24 protein-coding genes are annotated in these 26,019 nt (G+C 40.7%); 23 read left to right on the forward strand and 1 reads right to left on the reverse strand.

Annotated elements, in window-relative coordinates:
- The first annotated feature begins 26 nt into the window (after nt 1-26).
- Nucleotides 27-641: an RsfA family transcriptional regulator gene (locus tag Q1B03_RS09395; protein WP_299740649.1), complete on the forward strand. Its 615-nt coding sequence runs from the start codon at nt 27-29 to the stop codon at nt 639-641.
- Nucleotides 642-877: 236 nt separating this feature from the next.
- Here the strand turns inward: Q1B03_RS09395 and Q1B03_RS09400 are convergent, their stop codons facing one another.
- Nucleotides 878-1,354 carry an N-acetyltransferase gene (locus Q1B03_RS09400; protein WP_299740650.1) on the reverse strand — a complete coding sequence of 159 codons (477 nt, stop codon included), beginning with the start codon at nt 1,352-1,354 and terminating at the stop codon, nt 878-880.
- A 232-nt stretch (nt 1,355-1,586) separates the two neighbouring features.
- On the opposite strand from Q1B03_RS09400, the gene Q1B03_RS09405 reads away from it, so the two are divergent.
- The 22 genes from Q1B03_RS09405 to ftsZ all read left to right on the forward strand — a co-directional run bounded on the left by Q1B03_RS09405 (nt 1,587) and on the right by ftsZ (nt 25,895).
- Nucleotides 1,587-2,936 (forward strand): acetyl/propionyl/methylcrotonyl-CoA carboxylase subunit alpha, encoded by a 1,350-nt coding sequence (locus Q1B03_RS09405; protein WP_299740652.1) that lies wholly within the window; start codon nt 1,587-1,589, stop codon nt 2,934-2,936.
- Nucleotides 2,937-3,002: 66 nt separating this feature from the next.
- Nucleotides 3,003-3,218 (forward strand): biotin/lipoyl-binding carrier protein, encoded by a 216-nt coding sequence (locus Q1B03_RS09410; RefSeq protein WP_299740654.1) that lies wholly within the window; start codon nt 3,003-3,005, stop codon nt 3,216-3,218.
- Between the two features lie 85 nt (nt 3,219-3,303).
- The gene (locus Q1B03_RS09415) at nt 3,304-4,845 is read left to right on the forward strand and encodes an acyl-CoA carboxylase subunit beta (RefSeq protein ID WP_299740656.1); all 1,542 of its coding nucleotides are present in this window, start codon (nt 3,304-3,306) and stop codon (nt 4,843-4,845) included.
- Between the two features lie 134 nt (nt 4,846-4,979).
- Nucleotides 4,980-5,876, forward strand: coding sequence for a 2-dehydropantoate 2-reductase (locus tag Q1B03_RS09420; protein WP_299740658.1), 897 nt, complete (start codon nt 4,980-4,982; stop codon nt 5,874-5,876).
- Nucleotide 5,877: 1 nt separating this feature from the next.
- The gene (locus Q1B03_RS09425) at nt 5,878-6,264 is read left to right on the forward strand and encodes a DUF3397 domain-containing protein (protein ID WP_299740660.1); all 387 of its coding nucleotides are present in this window, start codon (nt 5,878-5,880) and stop codon (nt 6,262-6,264) included.
- A 90-nt stretch (nt 6,265-6,354) separates the two neighbouring features.
- Nucleotides 6,355-7,974 carry a bacillithiol biosynthesis cysteine-adding enzyme BshC gene (bshC, locus tag Q1B03_RS09430; protein WP_299740662.1) on the forward strand — a complete coding sequence of 540 codons (1,620 nt, stop codon included), beginning with the start codon at nt 6,355-6,357 and terminating at the stop codon, nt 7,972-7,974.
- A 249-nt stretch (nt 7,975-8,223) separates the two neighbouring features.
- Entirely contained in the window at nt 8,224-8,655 is a 432-nt protein-coding gene (gene mraZ / locus Q1B03_RS09435; RefSeq protein ID WP_148968656.1) for a division/cell wall cluster transcriptional repressor MraZ, read from the forward strand.
- A gap of 38 nt (nt 8,656-8,693) precedes the next feature.
- Nucleotides 8,694-9,629, forward strand: a complete 936-nt coding sequence (rsmH, locus tag Q1B03_RS09440; RefSeq protein ID WP_299740666.1) for a 16S rRNA (cytosine(1402)-N(4))-methyltransferase RsmH — start codon at nt 8,694-8,696, stop codon at nt 9,627-9,629.
- Nucleotides 9,630-9,654: 25 nt separating this feature from the next.
- The gene (gene ftsL / locus Q1B03_RS09445; RefSeq protein ID WP_299740668.1) at nt 9,655-10,017 is read left to right on the forward strand and encodes a cell division protein FtsL; all 363 of its coding nucleotides are present in this window, start codon (nt 9,655-9,657) and stop codon (nt 10,015-10,017) included.
- On the forward strand, nt 10,017-12,218 hold the full coding sequence (locus Q1B03_RS09450) for a penicillin-binding protein (RefSeq protein ID WP_299740670.1): 2,202 nt from the start codon (nt 10,017-10,019) through the stop codon (nt 12,216-12,218). Before ftsL ends, Q1B03_RS09450 begins: the two co-directional genes overlap by 1 nt.
- Nucleotides 12,219-12,451: 233 nt before the next feature.
- Nucleotides 12,452-14,368: a stage V sporulation protein D gene (locus Q1B03_RS09455; protein WP_299740672.1), complete on the forward strand. Its 1,917-nt coding sequence runs from the start codon at nt 12,452-12,454 to the stop codon at nt 14,366-14,368.
- A gap of 220 nt (nt 14,369-14,588) precedes the next feature.
- Entirely contained in the window at nt 14,589-16,049 is a 1,461-nt protein-coding gene (locus Q1B03_RS09460) for a UDP-N-acetylmuramoyl-L-alanyl-D-glutamate--2,6-diaminopimelate ligase (RefSeq protein ID WP_299740674.1), read from the forward strand.
- A gap of 2 nt (nt 16,050-16,051) precedes the next feature.
- Nucleotides 16,052-16,462 carry a hypothetical protein gene (locus Q1B03_RS09465; RefSeq protein ID WP_299740676.1) on the forward strand — a complete coding sequence of 137 codons (411 nt, stop codon included), beginning with the start codon at nt 16,052-16,054 and terminating at the stop codon, nt 16,460-16,462.
- A gap of 2 nt (nt 16,463-16,464) precedes the next feature.
- Nucleotides 16,465-17,439 (forward strand): phospho-N-acetylmuramoyl-pentapeptide-transferase, encoded by a 975-nt coding sequence (gene mraY, locus Q1B03_RS09470; protein WP_299741287.1) that lies wholly within the window; start codon nt 16,465-16,467, stop codon nt 17,437-17,439.
- Nucleotides 17,440-18,789 (forward strand): UDP-N-acetylmuramoyl-L-alanine--D-glutamate ligase, encoded by a 1,350-nt coding sequence (gene murD / locus Q1B03_RS09475; RefSeq protein WP_299740678.1) that lies wholly within the window; start codon nt 17,440-17,442, stop codon nt 18,787-18,789.
- Between the two features lie 113 nt (nt 18,790-18,902).
- Nucleotides 18,903-20,003, forward strand: coding sequence for a stage V sporulation protein E (gene spoVE, locus Q1B03_RS09480; protein ID WP_299740680.1), 1,101 nt, complete (start codon nt 18,903-18,905; stop codon nt 20,001-20,003).
- Between the two features lie 635 nt (nt 20,004-20,638).
- A complete protein-coding gene (locus Q1B03_RS09485) occupies nt 20,639-21,424 on the forward strand; it encodes a cell division protein FtsQ/DivIB (protein ID WP_299740682.1) in 786 nt (261 codons plus the stop codon).
- Entirely contained in the window at nt 21,402-22,109 is a 708-nt protein-coding gene (locus Q1B03_RS09490) for a DUF881 domain-containing protein (RefSeq protein WP_299741288.1), read from the forward strand. Before Q1B03_RS09485 ends, Q1B03_RS09490 begins: the two co-directional genes overlap by 23 nt.
- A gap of 71 nt (nt 22,110-22,180) precedes the next feature.
- Nucleotides 22,181-22,909 carry a DUF881 domain-containing protein gene (locus tag Q1B03_RS09495; protein ID WP_299740684.1) on the forward strand — a complete coding sequence of 243 codons (729 nt, stop codon included), beginning with the start codon at nt 22,181-22,183 and terminating at the stop codon, nt 22,907-22,909.
- A gap of 1 nt (nt 22,910) precedes the next feature.
- Nucleotides 22,911-23,273, forward strand: a complete 363-nt coding sequence (locus Q1B03_RS09500; protein ID WP_044337473.1) for a small basic family protein — start codon at nt 22,911-22,913, stop codon at nt 23,271-23,273.
- A gap of 115 nt (nt 23,274-23,388) precedes the next feature.
- A complete protein-coding gene (ftsA, locus tag Q1B03_RS09505; protein ID WP_148968668.1) occupies nt 23,389-24,687 on the forward strand; it encodes a cell division protein FtsA in 1,299 nt (432 codons plus the stop codon).
- A gap of 41 nt (nt 24,688-24,728) precedes the next feature.
- Complete coding sequence (gene ftsZ / locus Q1B03_RS09510; protein WP_299740689.1) at nt 24,729-25,895, forward strand: cell division protein FtsZ; 1,167 nt, start codon at nt 24,729-24,731, stop codon at nt 25,893-25,895.
- The last annotated feature ends 124 nt before the right edge of the window (nt 25,896-26,019 follow it).

The raw sequence follows: 26,019 nt of genomic DNA on the forward strand, positions 1-26,019 counted from the left end.
AACTGGATCTTACAGGGGGGATGGAAATGTCTTCAAATAGGCAGGATGCATGGAGTCAAGATGAAGATGTGTTGTTAGCGGAAGTGGTATTACGCAATATACGAGAAGGTGGTACCCAGCTTCAAGCGTTTGAAGAGGTAGGAAGAAAACTATCAAGAACGTCAGCGGCTTGCGGCTTTCGTTGGAACTCATTTGTTCGTAAACAATATAAATCCGGAATCGAACTTGCTAAAAAACAAAGAAAGCAATCTAAAAAGGACTCTCCAATAGGTAAGGCAAATGAAGAAAATCAAGAAGTGCAAGTAGAGAGTTCACCAGAGCTTGAAGCTTCTGAAGTGTTTTCAATGGGGAGTATGATAAATTATCTTCAAAAAGCTGAAGATGCCGTTCGAAACGGGGAAAAAGTACGGAATGAAAATACTCAGCTTCATGGACAAATCTCTTATTTGAAAGAAAGGCTTCAAGAGGTTGAAGCTGAGTTGAAAGAGTATGAAGCAAAATTTAATCTTCTTGAAGAAGATCATAAGTCATTATTAGCTATTTTTGAAAAAGCAAGGAAAATGGCTCTTTTGCAAGGAAATGAAGACAAAGTGAAGTTTCAGATGGATAAAAACGGCAACCTTCAGCGGTTGAATAAATGAAGAGAAAGATAGGCTGGCTAAATAAATTTATTTAGCCAGCCTATCTTAGTTAATTGATAATGGTTTTCGTAAGCTTTTCGCCTCTGAGCAAGCCGCCTCCGCTTTCGTTTTCATCCAGCTACGGCGGCTAGAGGCTCGAGGTCATAAAGCAGACCTACCAAAAAGGGAAAGAGCGCCTTTCCGGTAGGTCCGCCTTATGCTTGTCGCCTCTGGGCAAGCCGCCTCCGCTTTCGTATTTAACTGATTTTCTGTTCTGTGACCCCTTCTGGGAACCATACGTATGGATTTTCACCTAAATCTCTTTCCACTTCGTACGTAACGGCTTCGAAGCCCATTTTCTCCCAGAATCCCTGGGATTTAATACGGGAATTTGTTTTAATAGGTAAACCAAAGCTTTTTGCAAATTCTACGAGCATTTTTCCGTAGTTTTTGTTTTGATATTTTGGTAATACCTCTAGCTTCCATAGTTCCAAGTAATTTTGGGGAGGATCGAAGTACTGATCAAAACGAGCATTGCGCTGGTACAAGCTCATTCTGGCAACCAAGGTATCGCCAAAGTAAATTCCATAAAAAGGTGACTCGCTATCGTTTTCAATGATGTTGGCTTGTAAGTCTTCTAACATGGATAATTCCTGTACACCATATTCTTTAAATTTCTTAAACTCTTCAAGAGTTTTATAGTTTACTTTTAATTTCTCCACTTTTACTGCCATCGTATTACCTCCTAAAATGCTAAAAAATAAGTATGGGAAAACATGGTGAATCATGAATCCGTTTGCAACGGATTTAATGATCAAGCAAGTATTTATTATTATTATATAACAAATAAACAAAAAATTCTGCACTTAATTAAGAAAACGTTTACAATTAAGAAGAAGGATTTCGACGATTTTTGTAGAATTCGTAATATGAACAGATGTGTTCTATGAAGAAAGGGGAGAGATTGTGCATAAGATTCTAATTGCAAATAGGGGAGAAATTGCTTCAAGAATTATTAAAACCTGTAAACAACTAAACATTCAAACAGTCGCGGTTTATTCCGATGCAGATCAGGATATGCCCTTCGTTAAAGAAGCGGATATTGCACACCGCATAGGTGAATCACAAGTGAATCGCTCATACTTGGTAGTGGACAATATACTTGATGTAGCAAAAAAGGAAAAAGTGGATGGAATCCATCCCGGGTATGGTCTCCTATCAGAAAATGCAGACTTTGCCAGAAGAGTTGCAGAAGAAGGCATCACCTTTATCGGGCCGGCTCATGACATTATTGAAAAGATGGGCGACAAGGTGGAAGCTAGAAGAGTGATGCATGAAGCGTCTGTACCGGTCGTACCAGGAAGTGATGGAGGGGTCGAAACCCTTGATGCTGCCAAGCGTGTAGCAAGCGATATTGGCTATCCCGTCATGTTGAAGGCCAGTGGTGGAGGCGGGGGAATCGGAATGATCCGGTGTGAAAATGAGCAAGCGCTCGTTCAAAGCTTCGATTCTACTAAAAACCGGGCTAAAGCCTATTTCGGGAAAGAGGAAGTCTTTCTTGAGAAATGTATTGAAAATGCGAGACACATCGAAGTGCAAATCTTTGGAGATCATCATGGGAATTTGGTGCATCTTTTTGAGCGGAATTGTTCTGTACAAAGAAGAAATCAAAAAGTGATAGAAGAATCACCTTCTCCCGCGCTTTCTCAAGAAACGAAGGAGAAGATGTTTGCCGCTGCTGTACAGGCAGGTAAGGCAGTCAACTATACGAATGCTGGAACAGTTGAGTTTATTGTTGATGTAGATGAAAATTTTTATTTTCTGGAAATGAATACTCGACTGCAAGTAGAACATCCGGTCACTGAAACCATCACGGGATTAGATTTAGTGAAGTGGCAGCTTTTAGTAGCTTCCGGAGAGCCCCTTCCTCTATGCAAACAGGAGGAAATCTCTGTTAAGGGTCATGCAATTGAGTTTAGAGTTTATGCCGAGGATCCGAAGACGTTTTACCCGTCTCCAGGTCAGTTAATGACCTTGCGATGGGGAAAAGGAGAAGATGTTCGAATCGACAGCGGATATGAAGAAGGAAACAAGGTCACTCCATTCTATGATCCGATGATTTCCAAATGCATCATCAAAGGAAACGATCGTCAAGATGCATTACATAAAGCCAAGGTCTTCTTTGAAGGGGTAACGATTGAAGGAGTCAAAACGAATGTCACTCTATTCAAGGAAATCATTGAAGATAAAGGCTTTATCAAAGGGTCTTACACCACGAAATGGCTACAGGACTTCTTGACAGCCAACCGCACGTAAAAAGAATGGGGGATGTTAGTCCCTGATAAAATTTAACTAAAAGAGAACAAACTGGAGGAATCAATCATGAAGGAAATTACATCATCAATGGCAGGAACGGTTTTAAATGTACTGGTAGAACAAGGTGGAGAAGTGTCTGTAGGAGATACTGTATTAATGCTTGAATCAATGAAAATGGAAATTCCCGTTGAAGCCGAAGCGGGAGGGAAAGTTTCGGAAATTAAGGTTAGTGTAGGGGATTTCGTTAATGAAGGAGATGTATTACTCGTTATTGAAAGTTAATGGGAGTATGAAAACGTTAAGTCAGAGATGGCATGAACATCTCTGACTTGTTTACGCATTTACATAAAACGACGGAGGGGATACTATGTCGACATCTAAAACGATCATCAACACTCTCGAGGAAAAGAGAGAAAGGATTGCTTCGGGTGGTCAGCCGAAATATCATGAGAAATTGAAAGAACAGAAAAAGATGTTTGTTCGAGATCGACTTCAACAACTATTTGATAATGGGGATTATCAAGAAGATGGTATGTTTGCAAACAATAAGGCAGAAGATTTACCTGCTGACGGCGTTGTAACAGCAATCGGTAAAGTAGGTGGACAGACCGTTTGTGTAATGGCCAATGATTCCACTGTTAAAGCTGGATCCTGGGGAGCGAGAACCGTTGAGAAAATCATCCGAATACAAGAAACCGCCCTTAATTTGAAAGTGCCTATCTTCTATTTAGTGGATTCGGCCGGAGCCCGTATTACCGATCAGTTAGAAATGTTCCCTAATCGACGTGGGGCAGGTAAGATTTTTCACAATCAAGTGAAAATGTCAGGGATGGTTCCGCAAATATGTGTTCTTTTTGGTCCGTCGGCAGCTGGTGGGGCATATATCCCTGCTTTTTGTGACATAGTGATCATGGTGGATGGGAATGCCTCTATGTATCTTGGTTCTCCTCGTATGGCAGAGAAAGTGATCGGTGAGAAGGTAACGCTTGAAGAAATGGGTGGTGCAAGAATGCACTGCACTGTCAGTGGGTGTGGAGATCTTCTTGCAGCTTCTGAAGAGGAAGCGATTGAAGAAGCGAAGAGATATTTAAGTTATTTCCCAGCGAATTATCAACAGAAGCCTGCTGTCAAGGATGGTCTTGCCCCTAAGCATGAGAAGCTGTTAGAAGACATTATCCCGGAACATCAAAATGCGCCTTTTAACATGTACGATTGCATCGATACATTGATCGATGAAGGCAGCTTCTTTGAAATGAAAAAACTCTTTGCACCTGAATTGATCACAGGCTTCGGCCGCATGGATGGTAAAGTGGTGGGGATCATTGCCAATCAGCCAAAGGTAAAGGGAGGAGTACTTTTCCACGATTCTGCAGACAAAGGGGCAAAATTCATCCAGTTATGTGATGCCTTCCATATTCCTTTATTATTCCTTGCAGATGTACCTGGGTTTATGATCGGGACAAAAGTAGAGAGAGCCGGGATTATTCGCCATGGAGCAAAGTTGATTGCTGCCATGAGCTCTGCAACGGTTACGAAGATATCCGTCATTGTAAGAAAAGCATACGGCGCCGGTCTATACGCAATGGCAGGTCCAGCTTTTGATCCTGATGTTTGTATTGCCCTCCCTACTGCACAAATTGCAGTAATGGGACCGGAAGCAGCCGTAAATGCTGTTTATTCAAATAAGATACAAGCTATCGAAGATCCAAAAGAGAGAATACAGTATGTACAGGAAAAGCAGAAGGAATATAAAGAGCATATCGATATTTATAAATTGGCATCGGAATTAATAGTAGATGAAATTACAGCACCGAATGAGTTGCGTTCCGTATTAATTCAACGTTATAAGCTCTATGAAACCAAAGAAGTTCAATTTAGTGAGAGAAAACATCCCGTATATCCTGTTTAGATTGTTGGATAGGGCTCGTTCCTTTGGGACGGGCCCTTTCTTTCGAACGTTGACTGATTCTTTTAGCCTATGGTTTTCTAGTTACGGAAAATTTGGTAAACTATTCTTAAAAACATGTACGATAAGGAGTCTTTATGAAAATAGGAATCATTGGAGGAGGAGCAGTCGGCCTTTTATTTGCAGGGTATTTGGGCCAGAAGTTTGATGTCACTCTCCTTGTAAGGAGAGAAGGGCAGGTTCAGTCCCTGTTAATGAATGGCATAAATGTACATAGGGAAACCTCTTCATTCACAACACAAGTCCATTCGGATCTTCTTACAGAAGTTCCCTTGGAATTTGACCTAGTGATTGTGGCAGTAAAGGAATATGATTTAAAGTCCTTGGAAAATGTGTTAGAGCTTATGGATAAGCGTCAACCACTACTATTCCTTCAAAATGGTATTGGGCACCTGGATTGGGTGAAATCATTGCCCCACCAAAATTTACTTGCTGGTTCGGTAGAGCATGGCTCTTTGAAAGAAAACGACCACACTCTCCATCATTTAGGAGACGGAAAGACAAATCTCGCTTTAATTAAAGGAGAATGGGGAGTTATGGAAGAATTAGTATCACAGAGCATTCCTTCCTTTCCATTTTTATTAAAACAAGACTTCGAGGAAATGCTCCTAACCAAGCTATTTGTAAATGTACTAATTAACCCTCTAACGGCTTTAACCCGGTTAACGAACGGGAAGCTGGTTGAAAACCCACACTTGCATCAATTACAAATGGATTTATTCCAGGAACTGCTTCGCCTCTTTCCACAAATGGAAGGGATTATTTCCTTTGAAGCGGTTGAAAAAATTTGCACCAATACATACCAAAACAGATCTTCCATGTTAAAAGACATTGAATCCGGTAGGAAAACAGAAATAGAGTCTATCTTAGGCGTTCTACTTGAAAAAGCACATAAAGAACACCATTTTGTACCCATCATGAATGTCGTTTACAGATTAGTTAAAGGAATTGAAAGAGAAGGTCTGGGGGGATAAAATGGCTTCGATTTTTTCGACCATCATTGCCATATTTGTAATGATCCCATTTTTGGGATATTTCATCAGTTTCATTCTAGCGAAAGAAATCATGAAGAACCATCGGAAAGCTGTTCATTTGGCGATTGATATTACGACTTTTCTACTAATCGTCTCTGTTCACTTTATTGTCATTGCCATTTGGCAAACTTCTTACCTATGGCTTATTTTCCTTGTAATTTGCTCCATTGGCGTTCTATTTGCCATCATGTATTGGAAGGCAAAGGGGGAAATCCATTACCCTAAGGTATTGAGAGGTTTCTGGCGGATGAACTTCCTGTTATTCTTTACGGCTTATATAACGTTAATGATTACAGGACTGGTCCTCCGTATCCTAGAATTATATTAGAAAAAAGAACAGGCAAGTTTTTTCCTTTTCTTAATGTGGAATGATATACTCATCGTTAGGATATAAAGAGCTAGAAAAGGAGTAATTCAAATGGAATTGGAAAGCTTAAACATTCCAGCAATAAATCAGTTTGCCTCTCAATACTTAAAACAAGAAGAGCCCGTCACTTCTTTTTTCCACTATAACGTAAACAGTTCTTCAGTCTATTCAGATCGCATGAAAGATTTAGATTCGAGACAATTTCAGAGAGAAGGTCTTGCAGAATGTATTTCTTCTTACATGAAGTCATTGCCATCATCTGAAAAGGTTGAAGAATCGTTGGGGAAATTGAGAAACAATGCCGTAACCGTCATCGCCGGACAACAGGCAGGTCTGCTGACTGGCCCACTCTACACGATACATAAAATCATTTCTGTCATTCAATTAGCCAGACAGCAGGAAGCCGAGTTAAAGCATCCTGTGGTTCCTGTTTTTTGGATTGCAGGAGAAGATCATGATTATCAAGAAGTCAATCATATATACGTAGAAAACGGATCAAAGGTTGAAAAGGTAGGATATCCGGAGAGAGTATTAGAGAAAAAAATGACCTCTCATATTACGTATACGAAACCAGTGATGAAGAAATGGCTTGATGATATACTATTGATACTGGGAGAAACACAGCATACAAAACAACTGGCATCGGAACTTACTGAAATGATTGATGAAGAAGAGGATATTGTTCGATTCTTTGCCCACTTTGTGATGAGCTTATTCAAAGATTTCGGCTTATTGGTGATTGATTCTGCCTATCCTTTACTAAGGAAGCTTGAATCAAGACATTTTCACCATTTGATTGAAAGCAGTCAATCCATATCGGATGCGGTGTTTGAGCAACAAGAAGAAATCCGCAAAAATGGATATAGTACTCAATTAGACATTTCCCCTGCAGCTGCCAATCTCTTTATTCAACTTAAGAACGAAAGGGCTTTGTTAGAAAGAGAAGGGAATACGTTCTTTGAAAAGAATAGTGGTAAAACTTATTCGAGTGTGGAGCTGCTATCCATTCTGGAAGAAAGTCCAGAATCATTCAGTAATAACGTGGTCACGAGACCTATGATGCAGGAATGGTTATTTCCAACTCTCGCATTTGTTGCCGGACCTGGTGAAATTGCCTATTGGGGCGAATTGAAAAAAGCCTTTGAACTTGTAGATTTAAAAATGCCGCCGGTCGTCCCGAGATTAAATATTACCATCGTGGAACGTGAAATAGATAAGAGAATTCATGACCTTCAATTGACGCTCCATGGAGTGATTACGGAAGGTGTTTCTACTGCTCGTGATGCTTTTTGGAAATCCCTCGAGCGTCCCGCTTTAAAGTTGGAAATGCAAGAAATCCAGGAAGAACTCCAGCGTAAGTATGAGAGAATTCGCGAACAGGCGCTTAGTATTGATCAAGGATTACATCCGATAATTGAAAAGAACCTTGAATTCCACTTGAGTCAGTTCGATTATTTACGCAACAAAGTGGATAAAGCCCTGAAAGATAAGCACTCATTAACCTTTAATCAGTTTATGAAGGTGGAAAACAGCATCAGGCCAAATGAAGGACCGCAGGAAAGAACGTGGAATGTTCTCTATTTCTTAAACAAATACGGACCCAACTTCGTAAGAGACCTGACACTTCAAGATTTCACCTTTGACGGAACTCATAAAGTGGTATATATCTGATTGGAAACAATATGCAATATTACCAGTCGACAAGCACAAAAACTAAAGGACCTAATTCGTTTTATATTGCGAATTAGGTCCTTTTTACGTTGAATAAAGACAAATTTCAACGGTGAAAACTTGTCTGGAAAAGAGAGAAAAAGACTAATGAAAAATAGAGGAAATATTTTGCAAGGAAAGAATTTATAAAAGAGTGGAGAAAAGTGGGGGGATGTGGTACATTTGTGTTAGAAAGTGGGGGCAGTGCATATGTTCATGGGCGAATATCAACATAACATTGATAATAAAGGCCGTTTAATCGTACCTGCCAAGTTCCGTGATCACCTCGGAGATTCATTTGTCATTACCCGAGGGTTGGATCAATGTTTATTTGGTTATCCCATGGATGAGTGGCGAGCTCTTGAAGACAAGCTCAAAGCCCTACCACTGACAAAGAAAGACGCCCGTGCCTTCACTCGATTCTTCTTCTCGGGAGCGACTGAGAGTGAATTAGACAAAACAGGTAGGGTGAATATTCCTGCTACACTTGTGAATTATGCACAATTGGATAAAGAATGCATTATTTTAGGAGTTTCCAATCGAATTGAGATTTGGAGTAAATCATTATGGGAAGACTATTTCACACAGTCTGAAGATTCATTTGCTGAGCTTGCAGAGAATATGGTAGGGTTTGATATTTGACCCCCCACAAAACGTTCGATTGGAAAGGTGAAGTCAACATGTTTAAACATACAACTGTATTATTAAAAGAAACGGTGGATGGTCTGAGTATTAAAGAAAATGGAGTTTATGTAGATTGTACTCTGGGTGGAGCAGGGCATAGCGAGTATCTTGTGAGCCAGTTATCACCGGAAGGGCATCTATATTGCTTCGATCAGGATGAAACAGCCATCAACCACGCAAAAGAAAAGCTTTCATCCTACCAGGATAGAGTTACATTCGTTCAATCAAACTTCCGAAACCTAAAGGAAGAACTTGAACAACTTGGAGTACATAGTGTGGATGGGATTCTATACGACCTGGGTGTATCATCGCCTCAACTGGATACTCCAGAAAGAGGGTTCAGTTATCACCATGATGCTCCACTCGACATGAGAATGGACTTGCAAGGTGAAGTAACTGCTTATGATGTGGTTAATCATTGGTCGTTTGAAGATTTGGTTCGGATTTTTTATCGATATGGAGAAGAGAAATTCTCAAAGCAAATAGCGAGAAAGATAGAAGCGGCAAGAGATATTAAGGCGATTGAAACAACGGGTGAACTTGTCGAGCTCATTAAGGATGGTATCCCTGCACCTGCAAGACGAAAAGGTGGTCACCCTGCTAAGAGAGTCTTCCAAGCCATACGAATTGCCGTGAATGATGAATTGGGGGCCTTTGAAGATTCACTTGAACAAGCGATAGAGCTTCTTCATAAGGGAGGAAGGGTGAGCGTGATTACATTCCATTCCCTAGAAGACCGCATTTGCAAAACGATGTTCAAGGAGAAGGCATCAGGACCTGATCTGCCTCCGGGATTACCGATTATTCCTGAAGGTTATGAAGCAGAGCTTAAGCTTGTAACGAGAAAACCGATCCTGCCTAGTGATGACGAATTAGAAGAAAATAATCGCGCTAGGTCAGCTAAATTAAGAATCGCAGAAAAAAATATATAAATAGAAGGAAACAGGAGGGAGAATTTTGAGTAACTTAGCCAGAAATTACGAGCAGCAAAAAGTTGAGAATCAATCCGTTCAAGCCAAACCAAAGCGCTTGAGTGAAGAGAGAAGATCCGTCATCACACCCGGGGAAAAGATCCTTGTCGCGATTTTCGCAGCAGTATTTTGCTTCTTAGCCGTTCAGATTGTGACAACACAGGCTGCCATCTATGATGTGAATAAAGAAGTCCAGCATGTTGAATCAACCATTGAAAAGCAGGAAAAGGCAAATAATGATCTTAAGCTTCAAGTAAGTGAGCTTAGTACGTATGAGCGTATTCTTGAAAAAGCGAAAGAGCTTGGACTTAATTTGAAAGAAAAGAACGTTAAGGTTGTTGAACAATAATGAAAAAAAGACCAAGCATGAACATAGGGGCAGCCATCCTTTTCGGGATTTTCGGCTTGCTCTTTTTTGTATTAATGGTTCGCTTTGTCACGATTCAGGTTACCGGGGAAGCTGAAGGTAAGGTCCTGGCATCACAAGCGGCAAAAAAATATATAAAAAGTCACATTTTAGAAGCTCACAGGGGAACGATTTTTGACTGGAAAGGTGAAGTCATCGCCGAGGATACTTCAGCCTATACACTCGTGGCCATTTTAGACCCCAGCATCACGAGTGATCCGAAAAAGCCTAAGCATGTGACAGATCCGGAGAAAACAGCAAAGGCTCTGGCTCCATATCTTGATATGAAAGAGAGCGAAATTTATGACCGTCTCGATCAAGATGGGCCGTATCAGGTGGAATTTGGATCTGCTGGTAGGGACCTGACTCATCAAATGATGCTGGAGATTAAAGAAGAAAACATACCTGGGATCACATTCAGAAAAGAAGCGAAACGATTTTATCCCAATGGTTCCTTCGCGCCTCATCTTATTGGTTTTGCGCAAAAGTCCACTTCGGATAACGGTGATTCCAAAACCGTAGGGAAAATGGGTGTGGAAGCAAGCTTTGATGATGTGTTAAGTGGCAAGGACGGTTCAGTGGAATATAAGAGTGATGTATGGGGGTATTTATTACCAAATGCAGATGAGCATGTAACATCACCACAGGATGGAAATGATATTTACTTAACGATTGACAAGAAAGTTCAAACATTCTTAGAAGAAGCCCTGAATGAAGTGCAAAAGAAATATAAACCGAAGAAAATGTTTGCGATCGTATCTGATCCAAAAACGGGAGAGATACTTGCGATGTCTCAAAGACCTTCCTTTCATCCCGACACGAGAGAAGGTCTACTGGATAATTGGACAAACTTCATTGTGGAGGAAACGATTGAGCCGGGTTCAACTATGAAGGCATTTTCATTGGCTGCTGCTGTAAATGAGGGGAAGTTTAATCCGAACGAAGCCTATGAATCTGGTAAATATTATGTTGATAATGTTCCTAATCCTATCCGGGATCATAATGGAGGGGAAGGTTGGGGGACGATTTCTTATTTAGAAGGCGTTCAAAGATCTTCCAATGTGGCATTTGCGAATTTACTGGACAAAATCGGTTTCAAGAAGTTCGAAGGGTATTTAAATAGTTTTGGATTTGGAGAACCAACAGGTGTGGGGTTACCACATGAGGCTTCTGGATCTATCCTTTATCATTACCCGATTGAAAAATACACTACGATCTTTGGACAAGGTACAACCGTTACCCCGCTGCAGATGATTCAAGCGGAATCGGCCATTGCGAACGATGGGAAAATGATGCAGCCCTATGTTATCTCGAAGATAGTAGATCCGAATACGAAGAAAGTGGTTGAAGAAACAAAACCAAAAGTTGCTGGAAACCCAATTACAAAGGAGTCTGCTGAAAAAGTACGTGAATACTTAGAATCAACAGTAACATCTGAGAATGGCACAGGTACCCGCTTTGCCATCGAAGGCTATAGCGTTGCAGGAAAATCAGGTACGGCTCAAATACCAGATCGTGAAACGGGAAGGTATATGTACGGAAAAGAAAATTATCTATTTTCATTCATGGGTATGGCACCTGCTGATGACCCTCAGCTAATTGTCTATGTAGGGATTCAACAACCCGAATTAGAACCTACTGAAATCGGTTCGGATCCCGTAGCGGCTGTGTTCAATCCTGTCATGCAAAATAGCTTGAAATACTTGAATATAAAACCTCAGGAAAAAGTGAGTTTGAAAAAACAGTCTCTACCTGATACGAAAGAAATGAGTGTGGAAGAAGCTAAAGAAGAGTTGAAAAAAGCAGGGGCTTCACCCGTTGTTGTTGGAAACGGATCAGAGGTTCAGAAGCAGCTGCCCCAAGCTGGAAGTGCGATACTTGAAGGGGAAAAAGTTGTGATCAAAACCGATGGAGACATCACGATTCCTGATATGAAGGGATGGTCTGTAAGGGATGTCTTTAAAGTGGCAAATCTTGCTGGACTGAAGATCAATATGGTTGGGAACGGTTATGCCGTCAGTCAAAATATTCAACCGGGAGTACCTGTGGAAAAAGAAGAGCCTCTCGTGGTTAACTTTAGTACCCCGGAAGAACAAGTACAGCAAGGTGAAAATGAGAATACGGAAGAACCACCTCTAAATTAAATGAAAAGGGCTGACTTATGTATGTGACTCATTCAACGGCAACTGGATCTATTCCTTTTGAACCGATTTGTGTATGAGTGCCATTCACATCGAAGTCGCCCTTTTTTTATTGGAATAATCGGTCAAATTGATGTGAATGAATATGCTTTCCTTTTCCTTTCGTGGATTTCCAAACATACCACAATAAGTCCAAGCATATAATGGAACGAGCCATAGAAGGGGAGGTTCCATTAGTGAAAAGAGTATCCAATGTAACTGTTAGGAAGAGGTTAGCGGTAGCACTTGTAGTAGGAGTCCTGATTTTCTCCATTATTGATATAAGGCTGGGGTATGTTCAGTTTTTTAAAGGGGACTGGCTTACAAGCTTAGCAAAGGACTCTTGGAGTCGAAATATCCCATTTCAACCTGAAAGAGGAAAAATAGTTGACCGTAATGGGGAAGAACTTGCCGGAAATCAGAGTGCACCGACGATATTCGTCGTTCCAAGACAAATCACTGATCCTCAGGGTACAGCGGATAAACTGGCGGCTGTTCTTAATATTTCAGTGGAATCTGCATATAAATATGTTACACAGAGGGCAAATATGGTGCTGATTAAAGAAGCTAGAAAGATCTCATATGAAAAAGCGAAAGAGGTTAGAGACCTTAATTTAAAAGGGGTTTACTTAGGAGAAGACTCTAAGCGTTATTATCCATATGGCAGTTATTTATCTCATGTACTTGGCTTCGCTGGAATTGATAATCAGGGGCTGATGGGGCTGGAACTTTCATATGATGAGGAGCTTAGTGGAGATAAAGGATATGTGAAATTTTTCTCAGACGCCAAAGGAAAAAGAATGCCTGACATGGCAGATGACTTTGAGAAGCCTGAGAATGGGTTGGATTTAAAGCTGACGATTGATACGAAGGTTCAAACCATCGTGGAACGTGAATTGGATATTGCACAAGCCACTTACAACCCTGATGGGATTATCGCCATTGCCATGAACCCTAAAAATGGCGAAATATTGGCTATGTCAAGCCGTCCTACCTTTGACCCGGCAAATTTCCGAAACGTACCTCAAGAAATATATAACCGGAATTTACCGATTTGGAGCACCTATGAGCCAGGTTCTACATTTAAAATTATTACTCTTGCGGCAGCGTTAGAGGAAAATAAGGTAGATCTTTATAAAGAAAAGTTCCATGATCCTGGTCATATTGAAGTAGCGGGCTCTACCCTCCATTGTTGGAAGCGTGGAGGACATGGAACCCAAACATTTTTGGAAGTGGTCCAAAATTCATGTAACCCCGGATTTGTAGAGTTAGGTGAGAGGCTGGGGAAAGAAAAACTATTTAGCTATATTCATGACTTTGGTTTTGGAGAAAAGACAGGCATAGACCTTCAAGGAGAAGGAAAAGGAATTCTCTTTAACCTTGATCGGGTCGGCCCTGTAGAACAAGCTACTACCGCCTTCGGTCAGGGGGTAGCCGTTACGCCGATTCAACAGGTAGCCGCTGTGTCAGCAGCCGTCAATGGTGGAATCCTGTATCAACCGTATATTGCAAAAGAGCTTATTGACCCTTCAAGTGGAGAAGTGGTGATGAGAAAAACACCTCAAATAAAGAAAAGGGTCATCTCGGAAGAAACATCAAAACAAATTCGTGAAGCATTGGAAAGTGTAGTTGCACAAGGTACAGGTGGGAAAGCTTTTGTAGATGGTTATCGGGTAGGTGGGAAAACGGGAACCGCTCAAAAAGCAAAGGATGGTAAATACTTAGAGAATAATCATATCGTTTCCTTTATGGGAGTAGCACCCGCGGATGATCCGGAAATAGTCGTTTACGTAGCTGTCGATAATCCGAAAGGTACGGTTCAATTCGGTGGGGTAGTAGCGGCCCCTATTGCAGGGAGTATTATAGGGGATAGTTTAGAAGCAATGGGAGTTCCGAAAAGAAAAGATCAAATTGAAAAGAAAATGACGTGGACCGATACTCCGATGATTGAAACCCCTGACTTAGTCGGATTAACAAAAAAAGAGTTACAGGAGCAGCTTATTAATTTGGACTTGGATATAAGCGGAACTGGGGATAAAGTGGTTAGCCAGTCTCCTGATCCGGGGGTGAAGATCAAGCAAGGTTCAAAAGTAAGGGTGTATCTATCGGAATAAGTGCCGAGAATGTCAACATGATGGCCCATTTCATGATATACTTCTTATTTATGCCGGGGGTTTATAACCATAAGGGGAGGTCCTGTATCCCCTTAAATGATGCCCGGGGCTGCAAGTTTTCGATAATTATAACGAACTAAGTTAAAAGGTTGATAGCTTTCATACGCATTTTTTTGTAAAATATAAAAAGGTTGCTTTCTACCTGTGAGGAGTTGAAAAGATGAGATTGCACACTTTGCTGGAAGTACTGCCGTTTTTCTCAGTAGAGGGTGAAGGGAATCCAGCTATTTCAAACATCGCTAACCATCATAAGAAAGTGAGAAATGGTGATTTATTTATCTGCATTAACGGGTTGGAGATTGATAGTCATTCACTCGCCCCAAAGGCAGAGAAGAACGGTGCAGCTGCAATTCTCGCTGAGAGGAGCATAGAGGCAAACGTTCCGGTTATCATCGTACCTGATACGAAGAAAGCAATGGCAATTCTTGCAGACTACTTCTATAAGCAGCCCTCCCATCAGCTTTTACTGGTCGGGGTGACAGGGACAAATGGGAAAACCACGACCACCCATCTGATTGACCAGGTTTTTAGCCACTGTGGAATGATGACCGGTTTAATTGGGACATTGCACATTAAAGTGGGGGATGAGTTACATGTAAGTCATAATACGACTCCTGACAGCTTAACACTCCAACAAACGTTTAAACGGTTCTGTGATAAAGGAGTACGTTCTGCGATTATGGAAGTTTCTTCACATGCTTTAGATCAGGGGCGGGTTCACGGCTGCGACTTTGATATTGCCGTATTTACAAACCTGACTCAGGATCATCTGGATTATCACAAATCCATGGATGATTATCGAAATGCAAAAGGCTTATTGTTTTCTCAATTAGGGAATACTTATTTTAAGAAATCTCCGAAGTATGCCATTATTAATAAGGACGATGAAGCAGCTGAATATTTTATTAGAGTCACAGCCGCACATGTGTTTACATATGGTCTGTCTCCTTCTGCTGACTTCCATGCAAGAGATATTGTCTTAAAAGCTACAGAGTCCACTTTTACACTCGTTTCACCATTTGGAGAAAAAGAGATGGTATTAAAATTCGCTGGACAATTTAATGTATATAACGCTTTGGCTGCGATTGCAACGGCTAGTGCAGCTGGTATACCCCTAGAGGACAGCGTAAGAAGCCTGGAGAGCGCACACGGTGTCAGGGGCCGTTTCGAAACGATCTCTGAAGGTCAGCCATTTTCGGTAATTGTAGATTACGCACACACTCCGGATGGTTTGAAAAATGTATTAGAAACCATCCAATCGATTACCAAGGGAAAGGTTATTGTGGTGGTCGGGTGTGGAGGGGACCGGGATAAGATTAAGCGGCCGATAATGGCTGAGATTGCCTGTGAATATGGGGACTTTGCCATCTTCACCTCTGATAATCCAAGAACTGAGGATCCAAATGGTATCCTCGAAGATATGGAATCTGGTGTGGTCGGCAAACAGTATCGATTAATTGTGGATCGGAAAGAAGCAATTAAAGAGGCTTTAAGTCTTGCCAAAACTGATGATGTTGTCCTGATTGCGGGAAAAGGTCATGAAACCTATCAAATCATTGGAAACAATGTATACGATTTTGATGACCGCGAAGTGGCCAGACAAATCATAAAGGGGTTGTAAGTATGCTCTTTTATGATGAAGTCAAGAAATTATTTCCTGAAACTTCAGGGATACATTTACCAGGCTTTGCGTTTCTAGTAGTTTCAAATTCAACTAGGATGGGAATGGAGAAGGGACTATACGTCCCTTTTGGTGATGAAATAGATCTTTTTGAAAGTATCGAAAAAGGAGCAATTGCTTCACTTTGGCCTAAGAATAAAGAAGTACCTTCATTTGTTCCGAACCACTTTCCATTATTTATGGTTGAAGATGTTTACAAGGCTTATATTGACTTACTAGAAAACTACAAACAAAATTACAATCAAGAAAAGTGGGAAATTATGACGAAGTTTATTTCTAATAACGAATCTGAACAAAATCAAACAATGGACATATTATCGAACGAATCCAACAACGGAAAAGGAGGGGAATAATGATGATGGAACAAGTGATCTTTTTTACAATCATTATGGCATTTCTCATTACCGTATTGCTTGCCCCCATCTTTATTCCTTTCCTGAGAAGATTGAAATTTGGGCAAAGTATCCGTGATGAAGGCCCCCAATCTCACATGAAGAAAACTGGTACACCTACAATGGGGGGAATTGTGTTCCTGGTCTCCATCGTGATTACTACATTTGTAATGACAGGGAAATATTCAGAGCCTGGTCCTGAAACTTATTTAATGATTCTTGTGACCGTCGGGTTTGGTTTATTAGGGTTCCTTGATGACTTTATTAAAGTTGTGATGAAGAGAAACCTGGGACTGACATCTAAGCAAAAGCTATTAGGTCAGATTGTCATTTCTGTCATTTTTTATCTCATCTTTAAGCAAAATGACTTTCCGACTACAGTTTCGATTCCGTTAACGGATTTTTCATTCGAATTAGGTTGGTTTTATTGTTTATTCATTATCTTTTGGCTTGTAGGATTTTCAAATGCTGTCAATTTAACGGATGGTTTAGATGGATTAGTATCAGGAACGAGCGCCATTGCCTTTGGTGCACTAGCTGTATTAGCCTGGAATCAATCCCAATATGACGTCGCGATTTTCGGAGTGGCGGTAGTCGGGGCTGTTCTCGGCTTCTTAGTATTCAATGCCCACCCTGCTAAAGTATTTATGGGAGATACTGGATCACTGGCGTTAGGTGGAGCAATAGCCACGATTGCCATTTTAACCAAATTGGAAATCATCTTAATTCTTATCGGGGGAGTTTTTGTCATTGAGACGCTCTCCGTCATCTTACAGGTCGCATCATTTAAGACAACAGGTAAACGAATATTCAAGATGAGCCCGTTGCATCATCATTATGAATTAGTCGGTTGGTCAGAGTGGCGGGTTGTTGTAACGTTTTGGACCGTTGGGCTGCTTTTTGCCGTATTAGGAATCTATATTGAGGTGTGGTTATAATTGAAGAAGATAACGAAGTTCAAACATAAAAAAGTTCTTGTATTAGGTTTAGCAAAAAGTGGGGTAAGTGCTGCCTCTCTTCTACATAAGCTAGAAGCATTTGTAACGGTAAACGATCAGAAGCCTTTAGTTGATAACCCGGAAGCTCAGGGTCTACTTCAGGAAGGTATTAAAGTGATTTGCGGAAGCCATCCCATCGAACTTCTTGATGAAGGCTTTCAGTATGTAATTAAAAACCCGGGAATACCATATCACAACCCATTAATTAAGAAAGCAATCGAAAAGAACATACCCGTTCTGACAGAAGTTGAACTTGCTTTCTTAATTTCTGAAGCAGAAATGATTGGGATTACAGGAACAAATGGTAAAACCACGACAACGACACTTCTGTTTGAAATGCTAAAAGAGGCCGATCAAAAGCCTCTTATTGCAGGCAATATCGGAACGGTCGCTTCTGAAGTAGCTCAGAAAGCGAAAGAAAATGAAAAAATGGTGGTTGAGCTTTCGTCATTCCAACTGATGGGGATTGAAGAGTTCGCTCCTCATATTGCCATCATTACGAATTTATATGATGCACATTTGGATTACCACGGTGACTTGGGTGAATATTGGAAGGCGAAATCCAATATAACGAAAAATCAAACAGAACATGATTATTTGATCATTAATGCAGATCAAGACCATGTGTTAGAATCAGTTGCCTTTACAAAAGCACAATTAATTCCATTTTCCACAAGGAAAGAAGTAGCGGAAGGGGCATATATAAAAAATGGAGCTATCTTCTTCAAAGGTGAGCGGGTCGTTGAAATAGCTTCTATCGTTTTACCTGGTGCGCATAATCTGGAGAATATACTTTGTGCGGTTGCTGCATGTAAAATCTACGGAGTGCCAAATGAAAGTATTGAGAAAGTACTGGGGACTTTTACAGGGGTCAAGCATCGGACGCAATTTGTTCGTGAAGTGAAGGGTGTAAAGTTTTACAATGATTCGAAAGCAACGAATAGCCTGGCGACGAAAAGTGCTCTGCATGCTTTTGAAGGGCCAACCATCCTCCTGGCTGGCGGCTTAGACCGTGGAAATGAATTCGATGACCTGATTCCATATTTGAAGAATGTAAAAACGTTGATCACCTTCGGGGAAACGTCTGAGAAGTTCGTGAAAACAGGAGAAAAGGCAGGGATACAATCCATTATTCCTGTCGATAATGTTGAAAAGGCAGTTCCTGTTGCTTTTGGATATGCCGAAGAGGGAGATGTTGTGTTACTTTCCCCAGCATGTGCAAGTTGGGATCAATATCGAACTTTTGAACAACGTGGTGACATTTTTATTGAAGCGGTGCATAAGCTTTAATAAGGGCTTGTCCATAAAGAGCATCCATACTTTAACAACCAGTATACCAATCCAAGATAAGTAGTTTTCCTTGCTCGAACGGCTCTAAATTTGTCTATTCGAGGTGTTGAAGATTGCCTTTAAAAAAATCGACTCCCGATTTTATACTCATTATGGTTACACTCACTTTACTTGCGATTGGATTGATAATGGTGTACAGCGCGAGCGCTGTCTGGGCTGATTACAAATTCGATGATTCCTTTTTCTTTGCAAAAAGGCAAGTGCTCTTTGCGGGTGTAGGGTTAGTCGCTATGTTCTTCATCATGAATGTAGAGTACTGGACATGGAGAAATTGGGCGAAAATCATCATCATCATTTGCTTTGTCCTTCTTGTACTGGTGTTAATCCCGGGTATAGGGGTTCTAAGGAACGGTTCCAGGAGCTGGATTGGAGTAGGGGCGTTTTCCATTCAGCCTTCAGAATTTATGAAACTTGCCATGATTGCGTTTCTCTCAAAGTATTTATCCGAAAACCAAAAGTATATTACTTCCTTTAGAAAAGGAGTCCTGCCGGCGCTTCTCTTAGTGTTCGCTGCTTTTGGAATGATCATGTTACAACCGGATCTGGGTACGGGTACTGTCATGGTTGGCACTTCAGTAGTGATGATCTTTATTGCAGGGGCGAGGGTCATGCATTTTGTCGGTCTGGGGATGATTGGATTAGTCGGCTTTATTGGTCTTGTTATATCTGCACCTTATCGCATTGCACGGATAACGTCCTTTTTAGACCCATGGCAGGATCCGTTAAACAGCGGATTTCAAATCATTCAGTCCTTATATGCAATTGGACCGGGAGGCTTGTTTGGATTAGGACTGGGACAAAGCAGGCAGAAGTTCTTCTATCTTCCAGAACCTCAAAACGATTTTATTTTTGCTATCTTAGCAGAAGAGCTCGGTTTTATTGGGGGGACGCTCGTATTGCTTCTGTTTTCATTGATTTTATGGAGGGGAATTAGAATCGCTTTGGGGGCTCCTGATTTATTCGGAACTTTTCTAGCGTTAGGAATCGTGTCAATGATTGCTATCCAGGTAATGATCAATGTAGGGGTTGTAACAGGTCTTATGCCTGTTACGGGAATCACCCTCCCGTTTCTAAGTTACGGGGGATCTTCTTTGACCCTCATGCTAATGGCTGTCGGGGTGCTGCTGAATATAAGCCGCTATACGAGACAGTAACGATTAAAAAAAGAGATTGACTTTAAAAGCCGGGAAGAAGTGAATGATAAAAGCCTGATAGTCAGGAATTCATCATTCATGTCCTCACCTGTCTTTTAAGGTCAGTCTCTTTTTGAATTAATGAAAAAAACGCTTGAATTCCCTGTTTTTTATTGAAATAACGATAGGATATTTAATGGGGAGATGTTACAATTAATTACATATACGTAATGCATTATGATCAGACCTTTTCAAAATAAAGGAGAGTTTATTACTTTTGTTAGCCAAATCTTTTACAATTCAATGACATACTTTCATTATGTAGAAATTGTTGTTTAAAATAGAGTGTAAGAGTGTAATAGTAAGGATGGCCTCTTTTTGAAATGGTGAATGGAAATACATATACGAAAAGTGGTATGGACAATGTATCTTAGAGTGCAAACTCCCGATTATCCATCCTGCAACTCTATCATAAGGGTTTCTTGTTCAACATTATGTCATATGGCAGAAAATAACGTTCTGTTCCTCTTTTAACATTTGCTGCCTTCAGATAGAATGAAAGGTATCCCAATGTAAAGAGTACTTTCATTATAAGACGTGGTGAGAATATCTTATTCATGACTTAATGAATACAAAGTGAAATTGAGGAGAACGAAATGAAAAAAGAAAATGTTGTTTCCCTTGAAGATCGTATTCCTAAATTAAAACAACACCGAAAAAAGAAAGCGAATCGCAGACTGCTTTTTTTACTTTCTTTGTTCTTGCTCATGATTCTATCGGTGGTTTACTTTCAGTCACCTTTAAGTCATGTGAAAGAAGTGGTGGTACACGGGAATGAGCTTGTTTCAAATGAAACGGTCCTTCTGAATAGTGGAATTGACAGCGGTATGAATTTGTGGAGCGTAAACAAAGAAAAAACTGTGGAACAATTAAAGAAGCTTCCTGAAGTGAAGAATGCGACGGTTAAGATGTCCTTTCCGAATTCCTATGAAGTTCACATCCAAGAATATGATAAAAAGGCATATCTTTCGAAAGATAATAAATTCTTTGTCATATTAGAAAATGGGAACGTTCTGAATAAAGGCACGGAATCAATACCTGTGGACGCTCCTTTACTTAGAGGTTTCGAGGAAGATAAGGTCCTTGTGAAAATGGTGGAAGAATTAGGTGAGCTTCCGAAAGAGGTTCAGCATCTCATATCGGAAATCAACCTGGTTCCAAAGAAAACAGACCAATATCACTTGACTCTATTTATGAATGATGGATTCGAAGTGAGTGCTACCATCAGGACCTTTTCAGAGAAGATGGTCCATTACCCCTCCATTGTCAGTCAACTGGATCCTTCAGTAAAAGGAGTCATTGATTTAGAGGTAGGTTCTTATTTCAGAGCATATGAAACGGAAGGTGAACAAAGCGATGATGAGGATGAGGGTGAGAGGTAAGCATGTAATCCTCTCTCTTGTATGTCTGGTGTTAGGTTTCATCCTTGCTTTTTCATTTAGTCTTGCTAACACAGAACAAGCAGAACTTGGGAACCGAACGAATGGTCAGTGGAAACAGGAAGAAGCATTGAGAGATCAGATCCTTGAGTATCAGCAGAAGAATAATAATCTGCAAGAGGAACTCTTTGAGAAACAGGAGAAGGTCGTCAATATGGAGAAGGAATTTTCTAAAGAGAAACAAATTTATTTTAACCTGGCAGAAGATGCAGAGAAGTATCGCATGTACCTGGGGAAGACGAAAGTACAAGGTCCTGGGGTAAACGTAACGTTATCAGATGCTGATTACGATCCGAATGAAGAAAACGCCAATAATTATATCGTTCATGAGCACCATGTCTTTAAGGTGATCAATGAATTATACATTGCCGGGGCTTCTGCCGTAGCGATAAATGGACAAAGGCTAAAGCATGATTCATACATACTGTGTAATGGTCCTGTTATTCAAATTGATGGAATCGAATATCCTGCGCCGTTTGAAATTACCGCTATTGGTGACCCGGAAGTGTTATCTTCAGCCATGAACATCACGGGCGGGGTTAAAGACCAGCTTGTAAATGATAATATTATTTTTAAACTGGAAAAAAAGAATACCGTTATTTTAGAACCAAGCATCAGCGAATCCTAAGCAATTGATGACGCATTGACGATTCGCCCAGTTAACAAGTAAGGGCTAGATGTGAAAGTAAGGTGCAATGAATGGACAACAAATTAAAGATAAGCTTCACCATCATTACGATTATTATTGGGTTTATGATTGCTATACAGTTCCAAACAGTCAAAGAACCTGTTGTCCGGGATACACGAGATATATGGGAACTACGAGATGCACTATTAAAAGAAAAAGAAGTCAACTCCAATCTTTATGCAGAAATGCGTGCTGTAGAAACGAAGTTGGAACAGTATAAGACAGAACAGCAGTCGAGTCCAGAACGAGCGTTGAAACAAACATTAGAGGAATTGAAAACAGAAGCGGGTTTGACTGAGAAAACAGGAGCTGGAGTTATCTTAACGATTGAGCCTGCCATGGAAGAAGTCCTACTCGGGGAAAAAGTTCAAAATGTATCACCTGAACTGTTGGAAAGACTTGTGAATGAGCTGAATCGTTATGATGCAGTGGACATTTCCATAGATGGCCATCGCTTGATCAATACCTCGGTCATTCGTGATATTAATGGAGAAACCAAGGTTGATGGTTATTCAATTAAGACAATACCATTTGAAGTGAGAGTTTTAACCAAAGATTTAGCCTCTGCAAAAGAGTTGTATAATCGGATGCAGGTATCACAATCTGTGGAGGACTTTTTTATCGATAATCTTCGAGTCTCTATTTCAAAGCCTTTAGAAAAAGTGACGGTTCCACCACACAAAGATACCATACGGGTCCGTTTAATGGAGCCGGTTAAGGAAAGAGGAGGGAACGGGTAATATGTGGCTTCCCCTTTTAGGGTTGCTGGTAGGGGTCGTATTGGGGCTTCTTACAGATATTAGAATTCCAGATGAGTACTCGAATTATTTATCAATCGCCGTCCTGGCAGCATTGGATACATTATTTGGCGGGATACGTGCCCACCTCCAGAATATTTATGATGACAAGGTCTTTGTATCTGGATTCTTTTTTAATATTTTACTAGCAGCAAGTTTAGCTTTTCTAGGTGTACATCTTGGTGTAGACTTATACTTGGCGGCTGTATTTGCTTTTGGAGTAAGGTTATTCCAGAACATTGCAGTGATTAGGAGAATACTTATTAGCAATTGGTCAAATAAACAAGAAAAAAGAGAAAAAAATTAGAATTTTAAAAGGGAATCGTTTTTGTTACGACGAATATCATAATAAGATATACTTAGAATAGTGTTTTTCTAGGATTGTTGTTCCAAATAAACATTCTTTAAGGAGGTGCCATAGAGTGAACAGCAATGAAATTTACGTTAGCCTAGACATCGGTACATCCACAGTAAAAGTAATCATTGGTGAAATGACAAATGATTCCTTAAACATTATCGGTGTAGGAAATGTGAACTCAGAAGGAATCAGAAAAGGTTCCATCGTAGATATAGACGAAACTGTTCATACAATCAAGAAAGCAGTTGAACAAGCGGAAAGGATGGTTGGTTTATCCATAAGCCAAGTCATCGTAGGTATTACTGGCAACCACGTGTCTCTTCAATCTTGTCATGGTGTGGTGGCAGTATCAAGTGATAATCGGGAAATCGGCGATGAAGATGTTCTAAGAGTGATGGATGCAGCCCAGGTTGTTTCTATTCCTCCAGAAAGAGAAATCATCAATGTAATCCCAAGACAATTCATTGTTGATGGATTGGATGAGATTACAGATCCTCGAGGCATGATCGGTGTTCGACTGGAAATGGAAGGCACCATTATTACAGGATCAAAGACGATTTTACATAATACTCTACGTTGTGTAGAAAAGGCGGGCCTTGAAATTGTAGATATCGTTCTCCAACCTCTGGCAGCTGGTTCTGTTGCTTTATCAAAGGATGAGAAGAATCTGGGTGCCGCGTTAATAGATATTGGCGGCGGTTCTACAACGATAGCTGTTTTTGAACAAGGTCACTTAAAAGCTACAACTGTACTACCTGTAGGGGGAGAACATATTACCAAGGATTTATCTATTGGTTTAAGAACTTCAACTGACGATGCAGAGAAAATCAAAACAAAATATGGACATGCTTATTATGACCATGCATCAGAAGATGAAGTGTTCAGTGTACCAATTATTGGTAGTGATCAACATCAGCAATTTAATCAATTAGAAATTTCTGATATCATAGAAGCAAGGCTGGAAGAGATCTTAGACCTAATCAGCCATGAGTTGAAACGAATGGGGATAAGAGACCTGCCGGGTGGATATGTTTTAACTGGTGGTGTAGCAAATCTTCCAGGTGTGTTAGAATTAGCACAAATCGTTTTCCAAAATCGTGTACGGGTGGCAATTCCGGATTATATTGGAGTGAGAGAACCTCAGTATACGACAGCAGTAGGATTGATCAAGTACGCTCAAAAGAATGCTAGATTACAAGGAAGATCTGTTAGTGCAGAACCAGTGCCTGTAGAGGCTGCTGAGAAGCGTCAATCGAAACCAGCTAATAAAAAGCCAAAGCCTGCAAAGGTTAAAGAAGAAGAACATGAAGATGAAAAGGCCATGTCAAAAGTGAAAAAGTTCTTTGGATACTTCTTTGAATAAATAAAGGAATCCATAGATTCGATGAGTTAGGAGGATTTGTCATGTTGGAGTTTGATACAAATTTAGATTCGTTAGCGACAATAAAAGTTATCGGTGTCGGTGGTGGAGGAAATAACGCTGTAAACCGAATGATTGAGCATGGAGTACAGGGTGTTGAATTTATTGCTGTTAATACAGATGCGCAAGCTCTGAATCTATCAAAAGCTGAAATAAAAATGCAAATCGGTGGTAAATTAACTAGAGGATTAGGTGCAGGTGCGAATCCAGAAGTAGGTAAAAAAGCTGCTGAAGAAAGTAAAGAACAAATTGAAGAGGCTTTAAGAGGTGCGGACATGGTCTTTGTCACGGCTGGAATGGGTGGGGGTACCGGAACTGGTGCAGCTCCGGTAATCGCTCAAATTGCCCGTGAGATCGGTGCATTAACAGTCGGTGTTGTGACACGACCTTTCACCTTTGAGGGCAGAAAGCGTTCAAATCAGGCAAGCGGTGGTATCGCTGCAATGAAAGAAGGAGTGGATACCCTTATCGTTATTCCAAACGATCGTCTTCTTGAGATTGTGGATAAGAGCACACCAATGCTTGAAGCTTTCCGTGAAGCTGATAACGTTTTAAGACAAGGTGTACAAGGTATCTCAGATCTAATTGCTACACCTGGTCTGATTAACCTTGACTTTGCCGACGTAAAGACGATTATGTCTAACAAAGGCTCAGCCCTAATGGGTATCGGTGCAGCATCTGGTGAAAACCGGGCAACGGAAGCCGCAAAAAAAGCCGTTTCAAGTCCATTACTTGAGACTTCCATTGACGGGGCACAAGGTGTTCTGATGAATATTACAGGTGGTACGTCCTTAAGTCTATATGAAGTTCAAGAAGCTGCTGACATTGTAGCATCCGCTTCAGATCAAGAAGTGAATATGATCTTCGGTTCCGTCATTAACGAAGATTTAAAAGATGATATTGTGGTAACAGTTATTGCAACCGGGTTTAATGAAGAGGTCATTCAACCTCCAAAGCAAACTCGACCTACATTTGGTGGAATGAAACCGAATCAAAATCCAAACCCAAGCCAATCTATCAAGCGCGAACAACCTAAACGTGAAGAGCCTCAACACCAAGAGCCGGTGAGAACCTCTTCAAACCAGAACCAGGGTGCTGAAGAAACACTGGATATTCCAACCTTCTTACGAAACCGTAATCGCCGTAGATAATGGCTTGACCATAAGAAAAGTAAAACAGTCCCAAAGGCACCCATGCCTTTGGGACTGTTTTTTTTCTCTAATTCATTCAATCAGAATCCCCTCCCTAAAGCATTTTTTTATACCTCGAATCAGG

This window comes from uncultured Rossellomorea sp. (assembly GCF_947488365.1).
GTDB lineage: Bacteria > Bacillota > Bacilli > Bacillales > Bacillaceae_B > Rossellomorea.

Excerpts from the sequence above, each read along its gene's own strand:
- Q1B03_RS09485 (WP_299740682.1), top strand. The coding sequence starts at position 20,639 with ATGAAAAAAGAAAATGTTGTTTCCCTTGAAGATCGTATTCCTAAATTA.
- Q1B03_RS09400 (WP_299740650.1), bottom strand. The coding sequence starts at position 1,354 with ATGGCAGTAAAAGTGGAGAAATTAAAAGTAAACTATAAAACTCTTGAA.
- Q1B03_RS09410 (WP_299740654.1), top strand. The coding sequence starts at position 3,003 with ATGAAGGAAATTACATCATCAATGGCAGGAACGGTTTTAAATGTACTG.
- Q1B03_RS09465 (WP_299740676.1), top strand. The coding sequence starts at position 16,052 with ATGCTCTTTTATGATGAAGTCAAGAAATTATTTCCTGAAACTTCAGGG.
- ftsZ (WP_299740689.1), top strand. The coding sequence starts at position 24,729 with ATGTTGGAGTTTGATACAAATTTAGATTCGTTAGCGACAATAAAAGTT.
- bshC (WP_299740662.1), top strand. The coding sequence starts at position 6,355 with ATGGAATTGGAAAGCTTAAACATTCCAGCAATAAATCAGTTTGCCTCT.
- Q1B03_RS09500 (WP_044337473.1), top strand. The coding sequence starts at position 22,911 with ATGTGGCTTCCCCTTTTAGGGTTGCTGGTAGGGGTCGTATTGGGGCTT.
- Q1B03_RS09450 (WP_299740670.1), top strand. The coding sequence starts at position 10,017 with ATGAAAAAAAGACCAAGCATGAACATAGGGGCAGCCATCCTTTTCGGG.
- Q1B03_RS09415 (WP_299740656.1), top strand. The coding sequence starts at position 3,304 with ATGTCGACATCTAAAACGATCATCAACACTCTCGAGGAAAAGAGAGAA.
- mraY (WP_299741287.1), top strand. The coding sequence starts at position 16,465 with ATGATGGAACAAGTGATCTTTTTTACAATCATTATGGCATTTCTCATT.
- Q1B03_RS09495 (WP_299740684.1), top strand. The coding sequence starts at position 22,181 with ATGGACAACAAATTAAAGATAAGCTTCACCATCATTACGATTATTATT.
- Q1B03_RS09490 (WP_299741288.1), top strand. The coding sequence starts at position 21,402 with ATGAGGATGAGGGTGAGAGGTAAGCATGTAATCCTCTCTCTTGTATGT.
- Q1B03_RS09395 (WP_299740649.1), top strand. The coding sequence starts at position 27 with ATGTCTTCAAATAGGCAGGATGCATGGAGTCAAGATGAAGATGTGTTG.
- rsmH (WP_299740666.1), top strand. The coding sequence starts at position 8,694 with ATGTTTAAACATACAACTGTATTATTAAAAGAAACGGTGGATGGTCTG.
- Q1B03_RS09425 (WP_299740660.1), top strand. The coding sequence starts at position 5,878 with ATGGCTTCGATTTTTTCGACCATCATTGCCATATTTGTAATGATCCCA.
- Q1B03_RS09460 (WP_299740674.1), top strand. The coding sequence starts at position 14,589 with ATGAGATTGCACACTTTGCTGGAAGTACTGCCGTTTTTCTCAGTAGAG.
- mraZ (WP_148968656.1), top strand. The coding sequence starts at position 8,224 with ATGTTCATGGGCGAATATCAACATAACATTGATAATAAAGGCCGTTTA.
- Q1B03_RS09420 (WP_299740658.1), top strand. The coding sequence starts at position 4,980 with ATGAAAATAGGAATCATTGGAGGAGGAGCAGTCGGCCTTTTATTTGCA.